The sequence below is a fragment of the Bradyrhizobium sp. 21 genome, from assembly GCF_023073335.1.
Lineage (GTDB): Bacteria > Pseudomonadota > Alphaproteobacteria > Rhizobiales > Xanthobacteraceae > Bradyrhizobium.
Window position 1 is genome coordinate 13,019 of the sequence record NZ_JADPJG010000015.1, and the last position, 22,179, is coordinate 35,197.

Sequence of the window (22,179 nt, forward strand, 5' to 3'; positions counted from 1 at the left end):
GAGCATGACATGACAAAACTCAGCGAAGCCACCCGCAGCAAGCTCAAATCCGTCTCCACCGCCACGGTCGCCACCGCGCTGTTCAAGCGCGGCCTGCGCATCCAGATGATCCAGGATGTGCACCCGCTGGGCGCAGACCAGCCGACCATGGTCGGTGAGGCCTTCACGCTGCGCTACATGCCGGCGCGCGAGGATCTCAACACCATCGAGGTCTTCAAGGACCGCTCGCATCCGCAGCGCAAGGCGGTCGAGGATTGTCCGGCAGGCAGCGTGCTGGTGATGGACAGCCGCAAGGACGCACGCGCCGCTTCCGCCGGTGCGATCCTGGTCACGCGCTTGATGAAGCGCGGCGTCGCCGGCGTCGTCACCGACGGCGGCTTTCGCGACTCGGCCGAGATCGCCAAGCTCGATATTCCCGCCTACCACCACCGCCCGAGCGCGCCGACCAATTTGACCCTGCATCACGCGATCGAGATCAACGTTCCCATCGGCTGCGGCGATGCGCCGGTGTTCCCCGGCGACGTCATCCTCGGGGACAGCGACGGCGTCATTGTGATCCCCGCGCATCTCGCCGACGAGATCGCCAACGAAACCTTCGAGATGACCGCGTTCGAGGACTTCGTCACCGAGGAAGTCAACAAGGGCCGCGGCATTTTCGGTCTCTATCCGGCGACGGATCCGCAGACGCTCACCGACTTCGCGGCATGGCGGAAGGCGAACGGGCGGTAAGGCAGCTCGCGCTCACGTCACGACAAGGAACGAGCCAGCGCAGCAAGCGCCGGCCTTGCATCACCCAGGGAGGATTTTTATGAATTTCACGCGACGTAATATCGTGGCCAGCGCAGGCGCAGCCGCGGCTTCCACGCTTCTCGCCCGCGCCGCCGGCGCCCAGTCGTTCTCGTTCACGCCCAACCAGCGCTATCCCGATCCGGCGGTCCAGATCCTCGATCCGAGCTTCGGGAAGTATCGGCTGTACTCTTCGACGGTCGAGCAGGTCGCGACCGGCATGCGCTGGGCCGAAGGCCCTGCCTATTTCCCCGAAGGCGGCTATCTGCTGTTCTCCGACATTCCCAACAACCGGATCATGAAGTTCGACGAGAAGACCGGGCAGACCAGCGTGTTCCGGGCCAATGCCAATTACGCCAACGGCAATGCACGCGACCGCCAGGGCCGCCTCGTCAGCTGCGAGCACTCGGTGACCCGCCGCATCACCCGCACCGAGAAGAACGGCAAGATCACCGTGCTGGCCGACAAGTTCGAGGGCAAGCGGCTGAATTCGCCGAACGACATCGTGGTGAAGTCGGACGACAGCATCTGGTTCACCGATCCGCTGTTCGGCATCAACGGCGAGTGGGAAGGCAAGAAGGAAAAGGCCGAGCAGGCCACCACCAATGTCTACCGCATTGCCAAGGACGGCAAGCTCACCGCCATCCTCACCGACTTGGTCAATCCGAACGGCCTTGCCTTCTCGCCGGACGAGAAGAAGCTCTACATCGTCGAGTGGAAGGGTACGCCCAACCGCAGCATCTGGAGCTACAATGTCGGCGACGACGGCAGCCTCAGCGGCAAGACCAAGCTGATCGACGCGGCAGACCAGGCCTCGCTCGACGGTTTTCGCGTCGACCGCGACGGCAATCTCTGGTGCGGCTGGGGCTCCAACGGCGCGCTGCAATCCGAGCCGGCCGACATCGGTGGCCGCAAGGTCTATCAGCTCAAGGGTAAGTCCGAGGATCTCGACGGCGTCATGGTCTTCAACGCGGACGGCAAGCCGCTCGCCTTCATCAAGCTGCCGGAGCGTTGCGCCAATCTCTGCTTCGGCGGCCCGAAGAACAACCGTCTTTATATGGCGAGCAGCCACTCGGTGTATGCGCTGTATGTGGAAACGCACGGCGCGGTGTAAGGCGGCTTGTGTCTCACACTCTATGTCGTCCCGGCGAAGGCCGGGACCCATAACCCCAGGGAATAGTTTGGCGAAGGCTTAGTTGAGAGGCCTCCTGCGGTACTGCTCCCGGCGAATTGCTGATAAATCACGCGGTATGGGTCCCGGCTTTCGCCGGGACGACGGCGGTGGGCGGAGCTACACCCCAGCCTCCGCCATCCCTGCCGCCCACAGCGCGAACGCATACACGATCGCGACTTCATCGAGCCGGTTGAAGCGCCCTGAGGCGCCGCCATGGCCGGCGCCCATGTTGGTGCGGAGCAGGACGGGACCGCCGCCGCTCATGGTCGCGCGCAGGCGCGCGATCCATTTGGCGGGCTCCCAGTAGGTGACTCGCGGATCGGTCAACCCGCCCATCGCCAGGATCGCCGGATAGTCTTTCGCCGCGACATTGTCGTAAGGCGAGTAGGACAGGATGGTGCGGAAATCCTTCTCGCTCTCGATCGGATTGCCCCATTCAGGCCATTCCGGCGGCGTCAACGGCAGCGTGTCGTCGAGCATTGTGTTGAGCACATCGACGAACGGCACCTCGGCGACGATGCCTGCGAACAATTCGCCGGCGCGGTTGGCGACCGCGCCCATCAGCATGCCGCCGGCCGAGCCGCCATGGCCGACGATGCGCTTTGCGCTGGTGTATTTCGCGTCGATCAGTGCACGGGCGCTGGCTGAGAAGTCGTCGAACGAGTTGGTCTTCTTCTCGCGCTTGCCGTCAAGATACCAGCCCCAGCCCTTGTCGGCGCCGCCGCGGATATGGGCGATGGCGTAGACAAAACCGCGATCGACCAGCGACAGGCGGTTGGCGTTGAACGAGGCCGGCATTGCCATGCCGTAGGAGCCGTAGCCGTAGAGCAGCAGCGGCGCCGCGCCGTCGAGCTTGAGCCCGCGGCGATACAGGATCGACACCGGTACCTCGGCGCCATCCTGCGCCTTTGCCATGATGCGCGTGGTGACGTAGTCGGCCGCGTCGTGGCCGGACGGGATCTCCTGGCGCTTGCGCAGGGTGCGCGTGCGGCTGGCCATGTCGTAGTCGTAGACTTCCGACGGCGTCGTCATCGACGAGTAGGCAAACCGCAGCGTGGTCGTCTCGAACTCGTAGGAGCCCATCGTATCCAGCGAGTAGGCCGCCTCGTCGAAGGCGATGGCGTGCTCCTCGTTCGAGGCGAGGTCGCGGATCACGATGGAAGGCAGTGCGTTGGCGCGCTCCAGCCGCACCAGATGGCCGGCATAGAGATCGAGGTCGATGACATAGATGCCGGGACGATAGGGGATCAGATCGCGCCAGTTTGCGCGCTCGGGCTGGCCAAGCGGCGCGGTGACGATCTTGAAGTCGATGGCGTCGTCGGCGTTGGTGAGGATGAGCAGCTCATCGCCGCGGTCGGCGAGCGAATATTGCACGCCTTCCTCGCGTGCTGCGACCAGGCGCGGCGGCGCCTCGGGGTTGGCGAGATCGATCAACCGCTGCTCGGAGGTCTCATGGTCGCCGCCCGCGATCACGCAGAAGCGGCCGCTGGTGCTTTCGTGCAGATGGGTGAACCAGCCGGAATCCTGCTCCTCATAAACGAGCGAGTCCTCGGCCTGCTTGGTGCCGAGCCGGTGCCGCCAGACCTGCATCGGCCGGTGATTGTCGTCGAGCTTCACATAGAAGAACGATTTCGCATCCTTGCTCCACACCACGCCGCCGTCGGTCTCCTCGACGACGTCGTCAAGGTCCTTGCCGGTCGCCCACTCGCGCACGCGGATGGAGAAATATTCCGAGCCCTTGGTGTCGGCGCTCCAAGCCTGCAGCTTGTGGTCGTTGGAGTGCCGGCTGCCGCCGAACTTGAAATATGTGTGATCCTTTGCGAGCGCATCGCCGTCGAGCACGATATGCCCGTCGCCACCGTCGCGCGGCATGCGGCCGAACAACTCGTGCTGGCCGCCTTCGCGGAACTTGCGGAAATAGGCAAAGGGGCCATCCGGCGACGGCACGCTGGAATCGTCCTCCTTGATCCGCCCGCGCATCTCGCGCACCAGCGTCTTCTGCAGGACTGCGGTATGGCCGAGCAGGCTCTCGGTGTAGCCATTTTCTTCGTCGAGATATTTGCGGATGTCGGGATCGAGCACCGCGGGATCCCGCAGCACCTCCTGCCATTTCTCGTCCTTCAGCCAGGCATAGTCGTCGGTCACATTGATGCCGTGCCGCGTGAAGGAATGCGGCCGGCGCGGGGCGACGGGCGGCTGGGAAGGCGTCTTGGCTTGGGTCACTCGATCCTCATTGAGATGCGTGTTCCCCCTTATATCGTCCCGATTCCGCGAATTGCCAGCGCTGCTGCGCCAGGGACTGCGCCAAGAACGGTGCCAAGAACTGTGCCATGTCGCGCGGGTTGTTGATCGGCCCCGTGTGTGCTTTAGGGGCCCAGTCCTTAGTGAGCATGTCCCCGCCGCCGGCCAGCCCGATGCTGTTCAATTCCTACCCGTTCATTCTGCTGTTCCTGCCGGCCGTGCTGGCCGGCTATTTCTGGCTCGGGCGGCGCAGCAATCTGGCCCCGGTGATCTGGCTGGCGGCGGCCTCGCTCGCCTTTTACGCCATCGGCAATTGGCAGTTCGTGCCCTTGCTGCTGCTCTCGATCGCCTTCAACTACGGCGTCGGACACCTGCTCATCGTGGCGAAGCTTACTCCGTCGCAGCGTCGCGCGGCGCTCGCGCTTGGCGTCGCCGGTGATCTCCTGGTGCTCGGCATCTTCAAATATGCCGGTTTCGTCACCGAGAACGTCAATGCGCTGGCGGGCACGCACTTTGCGGTCCACATCCTGCTGCCGGTCGGCATCTCCTTCTACACCTTCACCCAGATCGCCTTCCTGGTCGATGCCTGGCGCGGCCGCGTCGCGGCTTACGCGCTGCCGCACTACGCGCTGTTCGTGACATACTTTCCGCATCTGATCGCGGGACCGATCCTTCACCACAAGGACATGATCCCGCAATTCGAGCGGGAGGAAACCAAGCACCCGGACGCGCATCTTATTCTCTGCGGACTCATCATCTTCGCCATCGGCCTGTTCAAGAAGACGTGCCTCGCCGACGGCATCCAGCCGCTGGTGGCGCTCGCCTTCGATGCGCGAGCGCCGAGCTTCGACCAGGCCTGGCTCGGTGCGCTGGCTTACACGTTCCAGCTCTATTTCGACTTCTCGGGCTATTCCGACATGGCGATCGGGATATCGCTGATGTTCGGCATCTTCCTGCCAGTCAATTTCAATTCGCCCTACAAGGCTGCCAGCATCGTCGAGTTCTGGCGGCGCTGGCACATGACGCTGTCGCACTTCCTGCGCGACTATCTCTACATCCCGCTTGGGGGCAATCGCCGCGGCCGCCTGCTGCGCTACATCAATCTGCTGATCACGATGCTGCTCGGCGGGCTATGGCACGGCGCCGCCTGGACGTTTGTCGTCTGGGGCGCGCTGCATGGCGCCTATCTCTGCGTCAACCACGCCTTCAACGCGCTGGTGCCGAACAGTCCGGCGATCCTTGCGCGCCCGGTCCGTATCGCAGGCGCCGCGCTGACTTTCCTGGCCGTCGTCGTTGCCTGGGTGTTCTTCCGTGCCGAGCGGGTCGATTGGGCGCTGCGGGTTCTCCGCGCCATGGCCGAGCCTTCGAACATCGTCCTCGGCCGCGAGGAGATCGCGGCGCTGGTGCAGGTCACGATCTATGCCGCGCTGGTGTGGCTGGCGCCGAACACGCAGGGAATCATGGGATACGATCACGCCAATCGCAGAGTCGGAGAGGGCCTGATGGCGGGACGGATGCGGCCTCTGGTCCTCTACGGCGCGTCGCTGGTGCTCGCGTTCGGGATCTTGGGCATCCAGAGCCACAGCGAATTCATCTATTTCCGGTTCTGATGCGGGGCACGTTCACACATCCAGGCCGTCTTCTCCTCGCGAGCATCGCGTGCGTGCTGGGGGCGGCGGCGCTCACTTTCGCCGTCGATCCGCTGCAATTGTTTCGGCCCTCGCGTCTCGTCGCGCCCTTCTATTCCGAAGACACGCGCGTGCAGAATGCCGGGCTGATCCGCAGCCAGTCGTTCGACACCGCCTTCATGGGCACCTCGCTCGCGATCCATTTCCGTCAGAGCGACATCGACCATGCGCTCGGCGTGCACTCGCTCAAGCTGGCGATGACCGGGTCCAATTCGCGCCAGCAAAGTTTTGTGCTGGAGCAGGCGATCGATCGCGGCGCGAGGCGCGTGATCTGGCAGATGGACGATTTTATCTTCGTCGATGCGGCCGGCATCGAGACCGACCCTTATCTCTCCGTCGATCTCTACCGCAAGACGACAAAGGGTATCGCGTCCTATCTGTTCAGTGCGGCGATGGCGAAGGAGTCCCTGTTCGCGCTGCTGCGATCGATCCCGCCGTTGCGAGCGCCGTTGACCCGGGCCGCGCCTTATCTGCCCGTCAAGTTCGCGCTGTCCGACGTCGACGACATCTACGCGCTGCCACGGGATTTCGACGTCGCGCGTGGCTACAACGCGGAGAAGACGCTCGCCGCCTTCACCTACATCACAAGTCCCGTGCGCAGCCGATTTCTGGGTGAAGGCTACGGTTACGACGCCATGGTGCGGCACTTCGAGCGCGATGCCGTCGGCCTGATCACGCGTCATCCGGACGTGTCCTTTGACATCTACTTCCCGCCCTATTCGATCCTGCAATTCGTCGCGATGCGCGATGCCTCGCCTGCGACGCTGAAGATCGTCACCGATCTCACGACGGTCGTTGCGACCCGCCTGACGCAGCTTCCCAATGTGCGCCTTCACGATTTCCGTGCGATCAAGGATATCACCCACGACCTCGGCAATTACAGCGACGTCATCCACCATTCGCCGGTCGTGGATGCGAAGGTGCTGAAGTGGCTGGCGAGTGGGGAGTACCGGGTCGATCCGAACAAGCCCACTGCCTTGCTGGATGAGCTGAAGGCGCAGGTCGAGGCGTACAAATTGCCTCGTCGTCCCGGCGAAGGCCGGGACCCATAACCCCAGGGCGGGGTTTGGCGAAGATTCGCCGTGAAAAGGCCTTCGGTACTGCGACCGCGCCTTATCGATAGATCACGCGGTATGGGTCCCGGCTTTCGCCGGGACGACCGCGACACTACACCGCCACCTCTTCGCCGAGATACGCCACCGCGGCCTCGAGCCCGCCCTTGCCATGCGGGATCTTCAGCGCGTTGAGGCCGACCTCGATCACTCCGAGCGTGCCGAGCAGCATCGGCGCGTTGACATGGCCCATATGGGCGATGCGGAAGGCTTGTCCCGAGAGATCGCCGATGCCGGTGCCGAGCACCACGCCGCACTTCTCCTTGCAATAGCGCTGCAGCACCGCCGGATCATGGCCGTTGCTCATGGTCACCGTCGTCACGGTGTTGGAGCGCTCGCTCGCCTCTGCCACGTTGAAGCCGAGCACCTGGCCTTCCGACCATGCGGAGACCGCGCGGCGTGTGGCTTCTCCGAGCAGGCTGTGGCGGCGGAAGGCATTCTCCAGCCCCTCCTCGTGCAGGAGGTCGATGGCCTGGCGCAGCGCGAACAAGAGATGCACCGGCGCGGTGCCGGCGTATTTGCGATAGTTCTCGGCGCCCTCGCGCTCGCTCCAGCTCCAATAGGGCGTGCTCATATTTGCTGTCTTCTGCACCTCGCGCGCGCGTGCATTGGCGGCGACGAAGCCGAGGCCGGGCGGCGTCATCAGGCCCTTCTGCGAGCCGGACATGGCGACATCGATGCCCCATTTGTCCATCTCGAACGGCATGCAGCCGAGCGAGGCCACGGTGTCGACCATGTACAGCGCGGGATGGCCGGCCGCCTTGATCGCCTTGCCGATCGCCTCGACGTCGTTCTGCACGCCCGAGGCCGTGTCGACCTGGACGACGACGACGGCCTTGATGGTGTGCTCCTTGTCGCGGCGCAGGCGCTCCTCGACCTCGTTCGGCCGCACCGCGCGGCGCCAGTCGCCCTTGAGCACCTCGACCTCGGCGCCCATCAGGGCGGCCGCATTGCCCCAGCCGATCGCAAACCGTCCGCTCTCCAGCACCAGCACCTTGTCGCCGCGCGACAGCACGTTGCTCAAAGCGGCTTCCCAGGCGCCGTGACCGTTGGCGATGTAGATGTAGGACTTGCCCTCGGTCGCGAACAATTTCGAGATGTCGCTGAGCAGGCTCTCGGTCAGATCGTGCATCTGCTTGGAGTAGATGTCGATCGCCGGACGATGCATCGCCCGCAGCACCTCGTCGGGCATGTTGGTGGGCCCGGGGATGGCCAGAAATTCCCGGCCCGCGCGAACGGTCATTGCTGTTGGTCCTTGTTGCTTGAGAACAGGCTGGTGGGTCGCTGATTCAGACTTTTACGCGCCGCTGGCGCCCGAGAAAAGCACGTAAAACGCAGGGCTGGGGCCCTATCTCTTCGTTTCGCGGCAGCCGGCGGCCTCCGCCTCGTCGACCGAGCAGAACCAGCGGGTGCCCTTGCTGATCTTCATCTTGATCTGTGCATACCAGCGGCTGGTCGGCTGGTGATAGATGCACTCGCCGGCGGTGTTGACGTTGCCCTTGATGGTGCAGTCCGGCGAGGGCGCGACGGGCCCCGAGGCCGAGGCCTGCAGGATCGCATGCGCGCCCTCCGGCGGCTTGGTGGCGCCCAGGATCGTCGTCTTCTTGTTGCGCTCGCGCCAGTCCCAGGGCGCGATGAAGGCGCCCTGCCACATCCCGGCTTTTGCCTCGCGGGCGGCAGCATCGTCCGCTTCGTAGTCACGGGAGACGCGGGTGTAGGCCAGCGCCCAGCCGCTGCGCACCAGCCATTTCTGGATGTCCTCGCCGCCGACCTCGCAGCGCGCCACGGTGCGGCCGCGCCGGTCGACCGACCTTGCATGGCAGACCCAGCTCTTGCCCTCGGTGTATTTGGCGAGTTCGTCGCGGGCGGCGATGCCGCAGGTCCAGCGCTCGCCCTTGGTGTTGAGGCAGAGCTGGTCGACCGCGGGCGCGTCGATGCCGCCGAGCCGGATCCGTGTGTTGCCGATCATGACGGCGTCGCCGGCGCGGACCTTTGCGGTGCCGGTGATGTCCGCGGCCTCAGCCAGCGACGGCGGGCATATAACGAGGAGTGACAGCGCAATCAGGAATTTTCGCAACATGCCGGCCCGCGTGTGATGAAAATTGCGATAGACGCCGCAATTGTGGTCGGCTTTTGTCCGCCCGGCCAGCGTTTGCCTGACAGATGGGCTTTCAACTTCCTGTCATTGCGCTGGTTGTCGTGTCCCGGACGCGTTGCGCTGCGTCCGGGGCACGGGACCTGAGCGAACCTACCCCCGCCCCGCCATCGCACGTTTCGCCACCGCCAGCCCCATCAACACGAACGCCGACGTCACCTCCGGCCCGCCCACCAGAATCCGCGTCGGCGTTTTCATCTTGTTCCACTCATAGGCGCGGAACGGCCCGCGGCGGCCGCCTTCGCCGAGGCTCGCAACGATGACGTTCAGCGCCGGCGCAAAGGCGCGCGGGTCGGCGCCGAGATGGCCGAGCGCGATCAGCGCCAATGCTGCGTCGAACACGTTCATCTCGGCGGCCATCAGCTCGCCCTGGACGTAGGAGAGCACGCGGTGGCGGATGAAGGCGAAATCGCCGTCGGGATCGATCGCGGCCTGCGCCGCCAGCGGCAGCGCCAGGAGGGCCGCGTAACAGCGACCGAAATAGGCGCTGTAGAGCTCCGGCAGATAATAGATGTGCGAGCGCGGATTGGCGAAGGCGCCGCTCGCGGCAAGCCGCTTCTGGAAGCCGATGATACGGTGCACGGTCGCCAGCCGCGCCGGCGTCTCCAGGATTTTCCAGCGCGCGAGGTTGCGAAAGCTGACCTCGAGAACGTCGAGATTGAGCGTGGGATCGAGATCATTGCCGTAAGGCCGTTCGCCTTTGAGGTTGTCGATCCAGGTCGCAACCCCGCCCTCGTAGTCGATATTGTCGTTGATCGGCACGGTCACGCGCGGCTCGTTGACGCCCGCGCGCACCTGATAGCCGGCGTAGAAATCCAGCAGCGGCTGATCGAGAATCGGATCGGTGCAGCCGGCCTGCGTCGCTGCCGAGATCGAGCAGGCCGTGGTGTCGCAATCCGGCACGTAGACGCCGAAGCCGAGGTCCTGCTTGATCTGCGCGAAGAAGCGCGAAAAGCGCGGATGCGGCGCCGGCGCAAGCGCGGTGATGACGTTGAACCGCGCGCCGTCAATGCCTTCCACTTCCTCGCGGCTGATGTTGACGCAGAAATCGACCATGTCGGCGACCGCGCGCTCCGCCGCATTCTTGTCGGCGGGTGAGGCGAGCCCGGTCTCGACGTAACTCAACAGCGCTTCGATGAAGAACGCGTCGTAATAGGCCGAGCGGTGGCGGATCTGCACCGGCTCCCACATCGGTTCGGCAATGCCCGTCCATGGCGGGTTGACGACCGCGCGCGCCGGCGAGCGCGCGATGAAGACGCGGGCGAGGTTGAACAGCAGCGAGGAGTTCTTGTAGCCGCGCGCGTTGAGGCCCGTGAGCGCCATGGTCAGCTCGCGCCCGCGGAAATCGGGATCGCCGATCAGGTTGAACGCGGCATAGGTCGGCAGGAAGCCGTTCTTGCGGTACGAGCCGAGCAGATGCTGCGCGCAGTCGCGGATCACGCTGTCGATTTGCGATTGTTGCGGCATGGAGCCGTTGAACGTGGCCGGCGGCGGCTTGGGATGATCCAGCGCGATGCTGTCGACGAGATCGGCGACGGGCTGGCCGACCGCCGCCCAATCGGGCTCGGCCTCGTCGCGGGCGCGAACCAGCGCCTCGCGCAGTCGGGCCAGTTTCCCTTCGTCGCGCAACTCGGGCAGGCCCGCGCGTCGCAGCAACAGCCGCAATGCGGGATTGCCGAGCGCGGTCTTGTAGAATTTGGCCAGATGCGGATCGCCGCTGGCTGTCACGGACAATACGGGATCGCAGACGTCGTAAAGCGAGGGGCCGTCCTTCCGCGCCGTCAGCGCCCGGCAGGCGGCGCCGGCAAAATATTGAATGTTCATGAAATACCTGATCGCCGGGCCTTGTTGGGGGGCCAGCCGGCACGCTCCCATCTGCGCGCCACCCCCTGCAAGTCGTTGAAAAGGCTACCCGGATTCGCAGGAAATACAAATGTGATGGCGGTCACGGAAAAAGCCGGCATGAGGGCTGCATGATCAGACCCCGGAAGGCTACGGGGACGCACAAAAATGACACATCGGGCTCGGAGAATTAGCCAATATATTCAGTGATTTAGCTCAATTTTCAGGCAATCTATTGCCGGGGAGGCGATATCCGGTTAAAGGTTTGTTTGGTGCGGCGCCGCAAATTGCGCGCAGTTCGGGGGCACATCCCCGGCCAACCCCTCAAACCTAAAGACGCTATCGCGCTACTCAAACACTGTGCGTGCGCTTGGCTGGTCTTTGGCACAGGAACGAACCGAGATGAATGTAAGGCAGCTCGACCTTTCCAGACGTACGATCGCCGTCGCCGCAGCCCTCATCGGCACGGCGTCGCTCGTGATCGGCGCCCATGCTGCCCTCAACATGCGCGCGCTCGATGCTGCCAAGGCCGTCTCGACCGACCAGGTCACCGGCTCGATCGGTCAGACCTCGCGCCTCGCCCTCGTCATCGGCAATGGACATTACCCCGACGCCAGCGCGCCGCTGACGCAGTCGATCAACGACGCCCGCGCGCTGTCCTCGTCGCTGCGCAAGAGCGGCTTCGACGTCGACATGGTGGAAGACGCGACCAGGGATGACATGGTCCGCGCCGTCAATCGCCTGAAGTCCCGGATCAAGCGCGACACCGTCGTCATGCTGTTCTTCGGCGGCTACGGCGTGCAGGCCGGCCGCGAGAGCTACATGCTGCCGGTCGATGCCGTGATCTGGAAGGAGAGCGACGTCCGCCGCCAGGGCGTCTCCATCGACGGCGTGCTCGACATGATGAAGGAGCAGGGCGCCAAGGCCAAGCTCCTCGTGGTCGACGCCTCCCGCCGCAATCCCTATGAGCGGCGCTTCCGTTCCTACAGCCACGGCCTCGCGCCGATCGGCACGCCCGACAACGCCCTGATCCTCTCCTCGGCTTCGCCCGGCAAGGTCGTCGACGATGGCAAGGGCGAGCACAGCGTGCTGGTCAGCGAGTTCCTCACCAACCTCGATGCGCAGGGCAGCGCCGAGAGCGTCTTCAACAAGACGCGCGTCGCCATCTCCCGTGCCAGCGAAGGCGATCAGGTCCCGTCCGTCTCTTCCTCGCTGCTCGAAGACGTCCATTTCGGCGAAGCCGGCGGCTAGTTTCGCTCGGTTCGTAGGGTGGATTAGCCGAAGGCTTAATCCACCACGTCTCTCTCGTCAGCGCTGAAAGCAAAGAGGTGGGTTACGCCAGCGGACCGCGCTTCGCGCGACCGCGGGCTAACCCACTGTACGATATGCGTGTTAACGCACGTCCGCCCCTATATCGGCTGCTACTTCGCCGCTTCCGCGGCCATCACCGGGCGCACCGGATCGCCTTCGCGCAACAGCGCACCGGCGCGGGCGACGACGATGTCGCCTTCGATGAGGCCGTCGCGCACCTCGATATTGCCGCCCGACATCAGTCCGACCTCGACGCGCTTGGTCTCGACGCGGTTGCGGCGGATCACCTGCACGACGGTGCCGGCGGAGGAATACTGCACCGAGGTCAGCGGCACCGCGACGTTGCAGCTCTGGCCGGACTTGATCAGCGCGCGGCCGCTCGCGTTCAGCAATAGCCGCTTCTGCGACGAGATGCCGATATAGACCATGCCCTGCTGGATGTTCGGCTCGACGGTCGGGCCGATGCGGCGCACCTTGCCGTCGAGATCGCCGGCGCCGGCGATGCGCACGGTCGCCTGCTGGTTGACCGCGAGCTTGCGCATATCGGAGGTCGCGACGAGGCCGACGAGATCGTATTCGCTGCGCGCCACGATGGTGAACAGCGCCTCGCCTTTGGCCGAAGCGAGGCTGCCGATCTGCGCGGTCGAGGTCGCGATCACGCCGGCCACGGGGGCGGTGACCTGAAGCGTGCCGCCTTCGGGCAGCGCCAGCCGCGCAAGCACCTGTCCGGCGGTGGTGGTCTCGCCGGCTTCCGCCAGCAGTTCGGTCACCTTCAGCCCGGGCCGCTCGGGCCGCACGGAGGTTTCTTCCCGCGCGATGATCGTGCCGGTGGCCTCGACGATGTCGGAGAAACAGGATTTTGCGACCTTCAGCACCGTGACTGCCGGCCCCTTGGGCGCGTCGTCATCGGCGGCAGGCGCGGACTGGGCGGACAGCAACAGCAATCCGGTGAGCGCAACGAAATGTCGGGACAGGGAACGCGCAGGCAAAGGACGCATCGGTTATTCCGGTTGGGGCCTTGACGGCCTCATCGATAGCAGAAGCGACCGCGATGGGCCAAGGGCAGGTCAAGAGCAGGTCAAGAGCCGGCCGGATGAGAATGCCGCAGCAGCACGGGCGGCGCGATGCCGCCCGTTAATTAGTCGCCGCACAAGCCAAGAGGTTCGCTGGCCTGCATGGTTCGCTTCGGCCGGCTCCTCACCATGAGGGTCTGATATCTTGCCGCAAAACCGACCTCACCCTGAGGGCCCGCCACATGCGGGCGTCTCCAAGGGTGGGCTACGGGTGGGCTACGGGTGGGCTACGGGCGCGCTATCCGCCGTGCTTTACGTCTGCAAGGGAGATGGATGCTCCCCTCATGGCAGGTTCAAGAACTCCACCCAGTTCGGCTTCTTGCCGGTGGCGTAGGATTTCAGCTTGCCGAGCGCGCCGCTGCTCTGGTCGATGGCATAGATCGTCATGCTGTCGGAGAGCTCGCCGACCGCGGCGAGGTAGCGCCCACTGGGATCGATGTGGAAGCCGCGCGGCTGCTTCTCGGTCGGCACGCTGCCGATCGTGGTCAGCTTGCCGCTGGTTGCATCGACCTTGTAGGCAGTGAGCGTGTTGGTGGTGCGCTCGGAGGCGTACAGGAAGCGGCCGTCGGGGGTGATGTGGATGTCGGCGGCCCAGGGTTTGCCATTAAACCCTTCCGGCAGCGCGGTGGTGCGCTGGATCTCGTCCCACGCGCCACTCTTGGCCTCGTAGGCGAACGCCGCGACGTCGCCGTTCAGCTCGTGCACGAGATAGATGAACTTGCCGTTGGGGTGGAACACGAAATGCCGCGGCCCTGATTTCTCCGGCACCTTGTGGGCCGGGGGATCGCTCGGCGTGAGCGTGCCGGTCGTGGCATCGAATGCGAAGGCCAGCACCTGGTCGGAGCCGAGATTGGTCGCGAACACGAAGCGGTTGTCGGGCGAGGGCAGGAAGGCGTGCGCGTTCAGCCCGGTCGGAATCACCTGCTTCGGCTCGCCCGCGACGCCGTTGGCGAGCAGTGGATTCAGCGCCACCTTGTTGCCGCCATAGGAGGCGCTGAACAGGAACTTGCCGCCGCGGTCAAAGGCGATATTGGCCATGCTGTCGGCGAGCGGGCCGTTGCCGACATGGCTGAGCTGGCCCGTCTTGGGATCGATCGCAAAGCTCACCGCCTGGAACGGCTGCGAGCGAACGCCGGCGATCAGCACGCGGTGGTCGGGCGTGATCGCGAGCGGCGTCGAGGAGCCGGGCTTTTCGACGCCCGGAAACGCGGCCGTCTGCACGGGCGTCATCTCGCCGCTCTCGGCCATCTTGAACACGCTGATGTCGTTGCTGTCGGCGTTGCCGACATAGGCGAAGGTCTCGGCCATGCCGGCGCGGACTCCAGAAATGAGAGTGAGGAAAGCGAGGGTGGTGGCGATCGCAGCGCGGGGTGCCCCGGATGCGATGCGTCGGGTCGGTCTCAACATGGGATCCTCCTGAAAGCCGGTGCGGCCTTGTTGTTTTCCAGCGAGGATAGCGGGAGCCGCCCCGCCGCACCAAATTCCAATTGAGATCGATCGATGCCGAAATGGTATCGGTGGCAAAGCGTTTCGAGCGAAGTGGATGCCGGTTCGCGTAAGGAAACGCGTCAAAACGAGAACCCTACCGCATTGCCGCGGTGCGGGAGGGCAGATGCGCGCCGGGCGGGCGGTCGGGCGGCCCGAGCACGGTCCACACCGTGATAGCGAGCAGCGCGCAGGTCAGGATGGTCCAGGCGACGAGTGGCTTCCGCATCAGGCCGAATCCGTCCGTCATATAAAGGTCAATACGCCGGGGGGCGCCACGCGATCGTGCACTGCAAACCGCGGCGATCCTATGAACTCGTTCACAGGCGAAAACGAACCAATGCCGCGCCGGCGCATTGAACCGGCATGCCCCGTGAAAACGATCTCGAAGGTAAGCCCGACATGGGCGGCAAGCATGGCGGCCAGGCCGGCCAGCCCGAGCCGCCGCCGCGCCCGCACGCAGGCGAGCGCGACGAGGATGTCGTGGCAAAGCGCCACACCGGTCAAACCGATCGCGGCTCCCCGCCGACCAAACCAAAATAGCGCCTCGCCCGCGCCGCGCGCCTATTGGGAACAGCAGCCTCGTCCTGCCGTTAGCTTGATCCTGCGGGTGGAGGAGACCGAAACGGAGGCTGGTCACGTGTTTTGGATTTATTGGGACACCGCCTGGTCGCTCATCATCAGCGGCATCATGTTCACCACCATCGTCACCCATCCCGACGCCGAGTTCGCCGAGATCCGGGCGGCCAAGCAGATGAAATAAGCCGGCTACGCCGGCGTCTCTCTCCTTGGTTCACTTCGGCCGGCCCGCGCACTGCGGCGGCGCTACATTGGTGAACGAAATCTTAGGAGCCGATCGGTATTTTTCTGCATCTTTTCCGCAGAACCCGGCGCTCCCCCATGGCATTGTTTGGCAATCCCTCGATTCGCTCCGTCCTCGGGGCCATCATCGGCGTCTTAGGCCTGTTCCTGGTCGGGCAGCTCGCGACCGGTCTGTTCGGGGCCATTGCGCGCGACGGCGCCGCGCAGAAGGTCGAGCGCTTCGCCAGTACCGACCAGCAGCTGTTTGCGACCCTGCTCGGCTTCCGGCTCGAGCGCGGCACCTTCCTGTCGGCGCTGGTCGCTGAGGGACCTGCCAACGCCAATGCCGACAACCGGATCGCCAGCAACCGGCAATTGTCCGAAGCGGCCTACAAGAGCGTGCTCGAGCGTCTCGAGGGCGTGTCGGATTCGCGCCTTGCCGGTGCCGCGAGCAGGCTCGTCGCTGTCCATGACGCGCTGGTGCCGCTGCGGTCCAGGGCGGAAACGGCCATCCACCAATCGAAGGTGGAGCGTGACGCAAAGGTCGGCGACGAGTTCCGTAAAACCGCGCAGGACTATCTCGACGCTCTTCTGGCGCTGACCGCCGAGCTCGAGAACGCGCTCAAGCTCACCGATCCCGTGGTCGATCATCTTCTCGGCATAAAACAGTCGGCCTGGGCCGCCCGCAGTTTCGGCGGCCTTGTCGCCATTCGCCTGGAAGCTGCGGCAGCCAGTGGAAAACCCTGGAGCGCCGCCGACATGGTCGGCGCCGCCGAGGATACCGGTCGCGCGAAGCAGGCCTGGAGCCAGGTGGTGGACGCTGCCGGACGCAGCGACGCGCCCGCGAGCCTCACCGACGTGATCGCGCGCTCGAAACAGGGCGAGGCCGCCGCCATGGCCGAGCGCCAGCAGGGCTTCATCAAGGCGCTCAGCAACAACCAGACCATCGACATCAAGGTCGAGGATCTCTCCAAGCTCAACACCGCCACGCTCAACTACAGCGTCGAGGCCGGCCAGGCCGCGCTGGCCGAAATGGTCGCCCGCGCCGGGCAGCAGATGACATCGGCGAAATGGAGCCTGGCCTTCAACGGCACGATGATGCTGGTCGCGCTCGCCATCACGGTGTTCGGCTTCATCCTGGTGCAGCGCCGCGTCAGCACACCGATCCGCAAGATGACGCAGGCGATGCGCCGACTTGCCGAGCGCGATTATGCGATCGAGCTCGCAGGCATCGAGCGCGGCGACGAGATCGGGGAGATGTCGCGCGCGGTGTCCGTCTTCCGGGAGAACATGATGACCGGCGACCGCCTTGCCGAGGAAACGGCGGCGGAACAGGCGAAGAAGGAGCGGCGCCAGCTCGCCGTCGAGCGGCTGATCGGAGAGTTCGAGAAGTCCGTCACGGGATCGCTGCACACCCTCGCCTCGGCTTCCGGCGAACTGAACGCCACCGCACATTCGATGTCGTCGACGGCCGAGCAGGGCTCCTCCAAGGCCGCTTCGGTTGCGAGCCTGTCGGGCGATGCCTCCTCCAACGTGCAGACGGTGGCCGCCGCCACCGAGCAGCTCTCGGCCTCGATCAGCGAGATCAGCCGTCAGGTCGCCGAATCCTCCAGCATCGCGGGTGCCGCCGCCAGCGAAACCGCGCGCACCAATGCCGAGGTGCAGGCGCTGGCCGACGCCGCGCAGCGCATCGGCGACGTCGTCGCGCTGATCACGGGCATTGCCGAGCAGACCAACCTGCTCGCGCTCAATGCCACCATCGAGGCCGCCCGCGCCGGCGAGGCAGGCCGCGGCTTTGCCGTGGTCGCATCGGAAGTGAAGAGCCTCGCGACGCAGACCGCGAAGGCGACCGAGGAGATCACCGGCCAGGTTGCCGCGATCCAGGGCGCGACCCAGTCGTCGGTGACCGCGATCCAGTCGATCGCCACCACCATCCAGCGCGTCAACGAGATCGCGGCCGCGATCGCCGCCGCCGTCGAGCAGCAGGGCGCCGCGACGCGCGAGATCGCGCGCAACGTGCAGCAGGCCTCGCAAGGCACCAACGAAGTCTCGCGTCACATCTCGGGCGTGTCGCAGGCCGCCGGCGAAACCGGCGCGGCTGCCGGCGAGGTGCTGGACTCCGCCAAGATGCTGGCGCGCCTCTCCGATGACCTCAAGCGCGACGTCGACCGCTTCGTCGGCGATCTCCGCGCGGCGTAGGCTCTCGCGGCCAACCAACCCAGCGAATTTCCTGAACGCTCAAATCATGCTGCCGGGCATGAAGCAGCGGATCATGGCGCGGCCGTTGATAAAATACGGCCAGACCATGGTGCGGCCGGCGCGGTTCGGCTCGGTGATCACGGTGTCATCCGGCACCTCGATCCAGTCGCCCAGAAGCCTGACGCGATAATGTCCGTTGCGCGTGTCCCAGTCGACCTCGTCGAGGGCGGTGCCGTCGGCGTCGGCACAGCAGGGACCGCCGCCCTTGCTGTGCAGGCTTTCGAACCAGCCCTTGAGCGCGGAGTTTGCGTAGCGACCGTCATCGCGGGCCTCCACCGATGCGCCGATCATGGCGGCAACCGCTACGAGCGTGATCGTCCTGAAAGCCGCAATTGCCATATCGCCTCGCTCGATCTCGCGCGCGCAAGTGTGCAGACGAGGAGCCGCCTGCGCCGCGCGTAACGCAATGTCGGCTGACGCCCACCGACCGGGTTCCAGCCGTCTCAGCGGGGCGATAACCGCGAGGTCCGAGGTTTGATCCTATTTTAAGGGGCGCGAACTCATCGATGCCATGAGTCCGCGCCTGCGTTGAATCTGACCCGGCAAGCGGTCAGTAGTCCCAGAACACCGGGACCCACCGGAAGGCGTCGCCATCGACTGCGACCCGGCCCACGGACGGGAATGGCAAGTGAGTGGCCACCAGCATCTCGCTGGTGCTGGCGAGCTCTCGCAAGAGATTGACGCGAACGCGCGCCGCCTCCTCGGGGTCGTGTTCGAAACCGTTGTGCCAGTCGGGTTGCTCGAACCCGACGGTAAACACGGCGTCGCCGGCAAATGTCAGCGCGTCGCCGCCGGACGCCATACGAACCACGCTGTGTCCGGGGGTGTGGCCGCCGGTGCGACGGGCGATGACGCCAGGCGCAATCTCGTGCTCGTCGTCGAACAGCCGCAGCTGAGGGCCGTACTCCTTCACGAACCGCTTCGCGGTCGATCGCAGCGCGTCCGGGAATCCTTCCGGCATGGCAGTGCGGGAGAAATCAGGCTCTTCCCAGAACTTGACCTCGGCGGCCGCGACGTGGATCCGCAGATCCTTGCGCAGCTGCTCCTTCACCCCGTCGACCAGGAGTCCGCCGATGTGGTCCATGTGCAAATGGGTCAGCACCAGATCGGTCACCGACGCAAGATCGATCCCGGCGGCCGCCAGTCGCCTGATCAACTGCCCCGCGCGCGGCAAGTGCAAGTTGGGGTCCGACCCGAGGCCGGCGTCGATGAGGATGGTCTTGCCGCCGCTGCGGACCATCACCGCGTTCAGCGCCCAGTCGAAAGCGTCCTGCGGCAGGAACATGTCGTGCAGCCAGGTCGCCCGGACGGCCGGGTCGGCGTTGTGGGCCAGCATCGTGGTTGGCAGCGGCAGCACGCCGTCGCTGACCACCAGCACGTCGATCTCGCCGATCTTCAGCGCATAGCGCGACGGAACGAGCTCTTCGGGCCCCGATGTCTCGGGATATGAGGTGTTGTGCAGATTCATGTTGGTCTCCTGTTTCAAGGTCAAGGCTCCCGGCTGGTCTTGGTTGAGCTGCCCGCGCAGCCGGGAGGAGCGCGGGCGTCATCGCCTGGAACGTCTAGAGATCAGTCACGCGCTCCGGATCGGCGGCCGCGAGCGCGACGGCGCGCTCGGCCTTCGGCGGGTAGATCCAGACGGTGTTGATTTCCTGCTTGGTCTTCTTGGCGGTGGCGCCGACCATCTCGACCTCACGCTCCCATCCGCGCGTGAACAGCGCGCCGGCTTCGCCGAGGTCGAGGCAGGTGACATAGGCTTTCTGGTGATACGGCCTGGTCGGCACGCCGAGCAGATCGGCCGCGGCGTTGTTGCCGGCAAAGGCGCCCATCCGCGTGGCGTGCTGGCACGACATCAATGCGTGATTGCCGTCATCATCGCAGGCGGCGCGCGCGGCATCGCCGGTTGCGAAGACGCCCGCGACACCGGGCACGCGCAGATCGCGGTCCACCAGCAGCCGGCCGAAATTGTCGCGCCCGGCGGGAATCTGCGTGGTCAGCGGCGCGGCGCGAATGCCCGCCGCCCAGATCACGGTCCCGGTTTCGATGTGCTCGCCGTTCGATAACGTGACGCCGGATTCATCGAGTGAGGCGACCCCGGCGCCGAGCCTGGTCTCCACGCCGAGCTTGCGCAGGGCTTCCACGATGATCGGGCGGGCGCCTTCGCCCATGTCGGGCGCGATCACATTGTTGCGCTCGACGATGACGATGCGGGGTCTGGCTTCCTTGCCGAAGATATCGCGCAGCCGCGCCGGCATCTCCGTTGCCGCCTCGATGCCGGTGAAGCCGCCGCCGGCGACGACCACCGTGTCGCGTCCGTTCGCGGCGGGACGCTTGGCAAGGCCGTGCAGATGCCTGTCGAGCGCAACCGCGTCGTCGAGCGTATCGACGCTGAAGCCGTGCTCGGCCAGGCCCGGAATGTCCGGACGGAACAGCCGGCTGCCGGTGGCCACGACGAGGCGATCGTAGGAGAGCGTCTTCCTGGTGCCCTTGGCCGTGGCGATCTGCACCATGCGCGCCTCGGTGTCGACGGTCTCGGCGCTGCCTTGCACGTAGGTGACGTCGATGGCCTCGAACACGTCGAACAGGGGCGCCGTCAGAGTCTCGGGCTTCGCTTCATAGAGCCGCGGGCGAACCACGAGCACAGGCGCGGGGGCGATCAGCGCTATCTCGAGCTGGTCTGGCGAGACGCCCTGGATCTCGCGTTGACGGGCTGCGGAAAGGGCAGCGTACATCCCGGCGAAGCCGGCACCGATGATGACTATTCGCATGCGATTGCTCCTTGGTGTGAACGTTTCGAAAGGCCGCGCGCGTCCGCTCGCTGCTCTCCTTGAGGGTCGCGTTTGGCGGCGGCACGTAGCGGTGAAGTGGTCGCCGGTCTTACGGCGTCATGCAGCGTTGCAGCGGCGAACGCGGCGGCAAGCCGTAGCCAAGGACGAACGCTTGAGGCTCCATTGGACCCCAGTCCTGATAGGGAAGGCCGGGGCCATTTCGGGTCATGATGGAAACCAGCTGATGCGTCGGGTGCATGGAGTAGGTCGGAATTTCCACCTCCTCGCCGGTCGCCGACGTGAAGCGAACGGCCAGCGAGAGTCCGTACAAGGTTGCGCTGGCGAGGCTTCTGCGGCGTGATGCAATCAGTCGTCGGCTGACGAAGTTTTTCCAGGTCATCTCTGGTCTCCTTCGATTGGTCTGGACATGGTGATGATGTAGCCGACCCGATTTGCCGCTGCCCCAGCGCGATTGCCGTCCCTGTCGAGAGATTGCGGCTAACGCACGCGCCTGCGCCAATCGCTCGGGGTCTCGCCCGTCAGCTTCTTGAAAGCCGCGGCGAAGGCAGTCTGCGAGGAATAACCAAGCGCCGCGGCGATCGAGACGACCGATTCGTCGCTCTCTCGCAGCATGTTCATGGCCTGCTCGAGTCGATGCTGGCGCAGCCAGGCATGCGGCGAGAGCCCGGTGCTCTCCTTGAAGGACCGGCAGAAATGGAAGCGCGACAGGCCTGCGTCGGACGCCAGCGCATCGAGGGAGACGTCCGCGTCGCTGTCGGAGCGCAACCGCTCGATCGTACGGAGCAGGACCTTCGGCGACAGCCCGCCCATGGTCGGCTGGAACGTGGTCGGTGCACCGGTGTGCGCAGCCAGCACGCGCGTCGCCAGAAGATCCGTCAGCTGATGCCGGAACAGCGCGTCCAGGGCCCCATTGCCCTCCAGCGCATCCGCTGCGCTCAAGATCAGTCTGGACGTAATGGGGTCTGGATGCGCCGTCCGCTCCAGCAGGCTGGGCGTTCCAGCCGTCCCGGCTTCGTCAGCAATGCGCTTCAGTGTTGCATTCGGAAGATAGAGTTGAACAACATCGACAGGCTTCGGAATATCCCATCGCGAGCTCGATCCTTCCGGAATGATGATCAGCACTCCGGGACGAAACGTGCCGATCGCAACCGATTTTCCCGACCGGCGCTCCATGCGCTGCATCATGCCGTTGTACGCCATGATCACGTGGTGGCTCATGGGCTCGACGACGTCGTGCAATGGATCATGTCTCCAGTGCGCGATCCCGGCGCCGGAGGAATCCAATGCCATGCGCGTCGGTTCGGTCCTGAGCACGCGCGCCATCTCCGCATCGGCGGTGCGCCGCTCGGAATTCGGGCCGTCGTCCGGCTGTACGCCAGGTGGGGGTGGCAAGCGCTTGTGCGAGGGGTTGCGCATGGGTGCGGTGTTCCCGGTCATGGTGTGGCTCCTCCTGATCACCTCGA

General features: G+C 65.3%; 20 protein-coding genes. 8 read left to right on the top strand and 12 right to left on the bottom strand.

The features are described from left to right. Positions 1-9 precede the first annotated feature (9 nt). Both IVB31_RS16215 and IVB31_RS16220 read left to right on the top strand, forming a co-directional pair. Positions 10-729: a ribonuclease activity regulator RraA gene (locus IVB31_RS16215; protein WP_247323944.1), complete on the top strand. Its 720-nt coding sequence runs from the start codon at positions 10-12 to the stop codon at positions 727-729. 79 nt (positions 730-808) lie between these two features. Beyond that, positions 809-1,900 (top strand): SMP-30/gluconolactonase/LRE family protein, encoded by a 1,092-nt coding sequence (locus tag IVB31_RS16220; protein WP_247323945.1) that lies wholly within the window; start codon positions 809-811, stop codon positions 1,898-1,900. A gap of 177 nt (positions 1,901-2,077) precedes the next feature. On the opposite strand, the gene IVB31_RS16225 is transcribed toward IVB31_RS16220, so the two are convergent. Next, positions 2,078-4,183, bottom strand: a complete 2,106-nt coding sequence (locus IVB31_RS16225; RefSeq protein ID WP_247323946.1) for a S9 family peptidase — start codon at positions 4,181-4,183, stop codon at positions 2,078-2,080. A gap of 191 nt (positions 4,184-4,374) precedes the next feature. On the opposite strand from IVB31_RS16225, the gene IVB31_RS16230 reads away from it, so the two are divergent. Together IVB31_RS16230 and IVB31_RS16235 are read left to right on the top strand one after the other, a co-directional pair. Further along, the gene (locus IVB31_RS16230; RefSeq protein ID WP_346730875.1) at positions 4,375-5,811 is read left to right on the top strand and encodes an MBOAT family protein; all 1,437 of its coding nucleotides are present in this window, start codon (positions 4,375-4,377) and stop codon (positions 5,809-5,811) included. Further along, the gene (locus IVB31_RS16235) at positions 5,811-6,941 is read left to right on the top strand and encodes a hypothetical protein (protein ID WP_247323948.1); all 1,131 of its coding nucleotides are present in this window, start codon (positions 5,811-5,813) and stop codon (positions 6,939-6,941) included. The genes IVB31_RS16230 and IVB31_RS16235 overlap by 1 nt, the downstream gene beginning before the upstream one ends. A 115-nt stretch (positions 6,942-7,056) precedes the next feature. Here IVB31_RS16235 and IVB31_RS16240 read toward each other — a convergent pair whose 3' ends face one another. The 3 genes from IVB31_RS16240 to IVB31_RS16250 form a co-directional block, all read right to left on the bottom strand. Then, a complete protein-coding gene (locus tag IVB31_RS16240; protein ID WP_247323950.1) occupies positions 7,057-8,244 on the bottom strand; it encodes an aminotransferase class V-fold PLP-dependent enzyme in 1,188 nt (395 codons plus the stop codon). A 105-nt stretch (positions 8,245-8,349) separates the two neighbouring features. Further along, positions 8,350-9,081 (bottom strand): thermonuclease family protein, encoded by a 732-nt coding sequence (locus tag IVB31_RS16245; RefSeq protein ID WP_247323952.1) that lies wholly within the window; start codon positions 9,079-9,081, stop codon positions 8,350-8,352. A gap of 168 nt (positions 9,082-9,249) precedes the next feature. Continuing rightward, complete coding sequence (locus tag IVB31_RS16250; protein WP_247323954.1) at positions 9,250-10,980, bottom strand: hypothetical protein; 1,731 nt, start codon at positions 10,978-10,980, stop codon at positions 9,250-9,252. A gap of 420 nt (positions 10,981-11,400) precedes the next feature. On the opposite strand from IVB31_RS16250, the gene IVB31_RS16255 reads away from it, so the two are divergent. Then, positions 11,401-12,249: a caspase family protein gene (locus tag IVB31_RS16255; RefSeq protein ID WP_247323956.1), complete on the top strand. Its 849-nt coding sequence runs from the start codon at positions 11,401-11,403 to the stop codon at positions 12,247-12,249. Positions 12,250-12,419: 170 nt separating this feature from the next. Here the strand turns inward: IVB31_RS16255 and IVB31_RS16260 are convergent, their stop codons facing one another. The 3 genes from IVB31_RS16260 to IVB31_RS33540 all read right to left on the bottom strand — a co-directional run bounded on the left by IVB31_RS16260 (position 12,420) and on the right by IVB31_RS33540 (position 15,096). Continuing rightward, positions 12,420-13,307 (bottom strand): HlyD family efflux transporter periplasmic adaptor subunit, encoded by an 888-nt coding sequence (locus IVB31_RS16260; protein ID WP_247323957.1) that lies wholly within the window; start codon positions 13,305-13,307, stop codon positions 12,420-12,422. 357 nt (positions 13,308-13,664) lie between these two features. Beyond that, a complete protein-coding gene (locus IVB31_RS16265; protein ID WP_247323959.1) occupies positions 13,665-14,789 on the bottom strand; it encodes a beta-propeller fold lactonase family protein in 1,125 nt (374 codons plus the stop codon). A 175-nt stretch (positions 14,790-14,964) separates the two neighbouring features. Continuing rightward, positions 14,965-15,096 carry a hypothetical protein gene (locus IVB31_RS33540; RefSeq protein ID WP_256464320.1) on the bottom strand — a complete coding sequence of 44 codons (132 nt, stop codon included), beginning with the start codon at positions 15,094-15,096 and terminating at the stop codon, positions 14,965-14,967. Positions 15,097-15,233: 137 nt separating this feature from the next. Between IVB31_RS33540 and IVB31_RS16270 the strand changes: the two genes are divergently transcribed. From IVB31_RS16270 to IVB31_RS16275, 3 genes are all read left to right on the top strand, one after another. Beyond that, entirely contained in the window at positions 15,234-15,410 is a 177-nt protein-coding gene (locus IVB31_RS16270) for a hypothetical protein (RefSeq protein WP_247323961.1), read from the top strand. Between the two features lie 97 nt (positions 15,411-15,507). Then, on the top strand, positions 15,508-15,630 hold the full coding sequence (locus tag IVB31_RS33545) for a hypothetical protein (protein ID WP_346730872.1): 123 nt from the start codon (positions 15,508-15,510) through the stop codon (positions 15,628-15,630). Between the two features lie 137 nt (positions 15,631-15,767). Continuing rightward, positions 15,768-17,867 (top strand): methyl-accepting chemotaxis protein, encoded by a 2,100-nt coding sequence (locus tag IVB31_RS16275; protein ID WP_247323963.1) that lies wholly within the window; start codon positions 15,768-15,770, stop codon positions 17,865-17,867. Positions 17,868-17,906: 39 nt separating this feature from the next. Here the strand turns inward: IVB31_RS16275 and IVB31_RS16280 are convergent, their stop codons facing one another. The 5 genes from IVB31_RS16280 to IVB31_RS16300 all read right to left on the bottom strand — a co-directional run bounded on the left by IVB31_RS16280 (position 17,907) and on the right by IVB31_RS16300 (position 22,153). Further along, complete coding sequence (locus IVB31_RS16280) at positions 17,907-18,266, bottom strand: hypothetical protein (RefSeq protein ID WP_247323965.1); 360 nt, start codon at positions 18,264-18,266, stop codon at positions 17,907-17,909. A 211-nt stretch (positions 18,267-18,477) separates the two neighbouring features. Next, complete coding sequence (locus tag IVB31_RS16285) at positions 18,478-19,395, bottom strand: MBL fold metallo-hydrolase (protein ID WP_247323968.1); 918 nt, start codon at positions 19,393-19,395, stop codon at positions 18,478-18,480. 94 nt (positions 19,396-19,489) lie between these two features. Beyond that, a complete protein-coding gene (locus IVB31_RS16290; RefSeq protein WP_247323970.1) occupies positions 19,490-20,695 on the bottom strand; it encodes an NAD(P)/FAD-dependent oxidoreductase in 1,206 nt (401 codons plus the stop codon). A 109-nt stretch (positions 20,696-20,804) separates the two neighbouring features. Continuing rightward, positions 20,805-21,095: a hypothetical protein gene (locus IVB31_RS16295; RefSeq protein ID WP_247323973.1), complete on the bottom strand. Its 291-nt coding sequence runs from the start codon at positions 21,093-21,095 to the stop codon at positions 20,805-20,807. A 98-nt stretch (positions 21,096-21,193) separates the two neighbouring features. After that, positions 21,194-22,153 carry an AraC family transcriptional regulator gene (locus tag IVB31_RS16300; protein WP_247323976.1) on the bottom strand — a complete coding sequence of 320 codons (960 nt, stop codon included), beginning with the start codon at positions 22,151-22,153 and terminating at the stop codon, positions 21,194-21,196. Between the last annotated feature and the right edge of the window lie 26 nt (positions 22,154-22,179).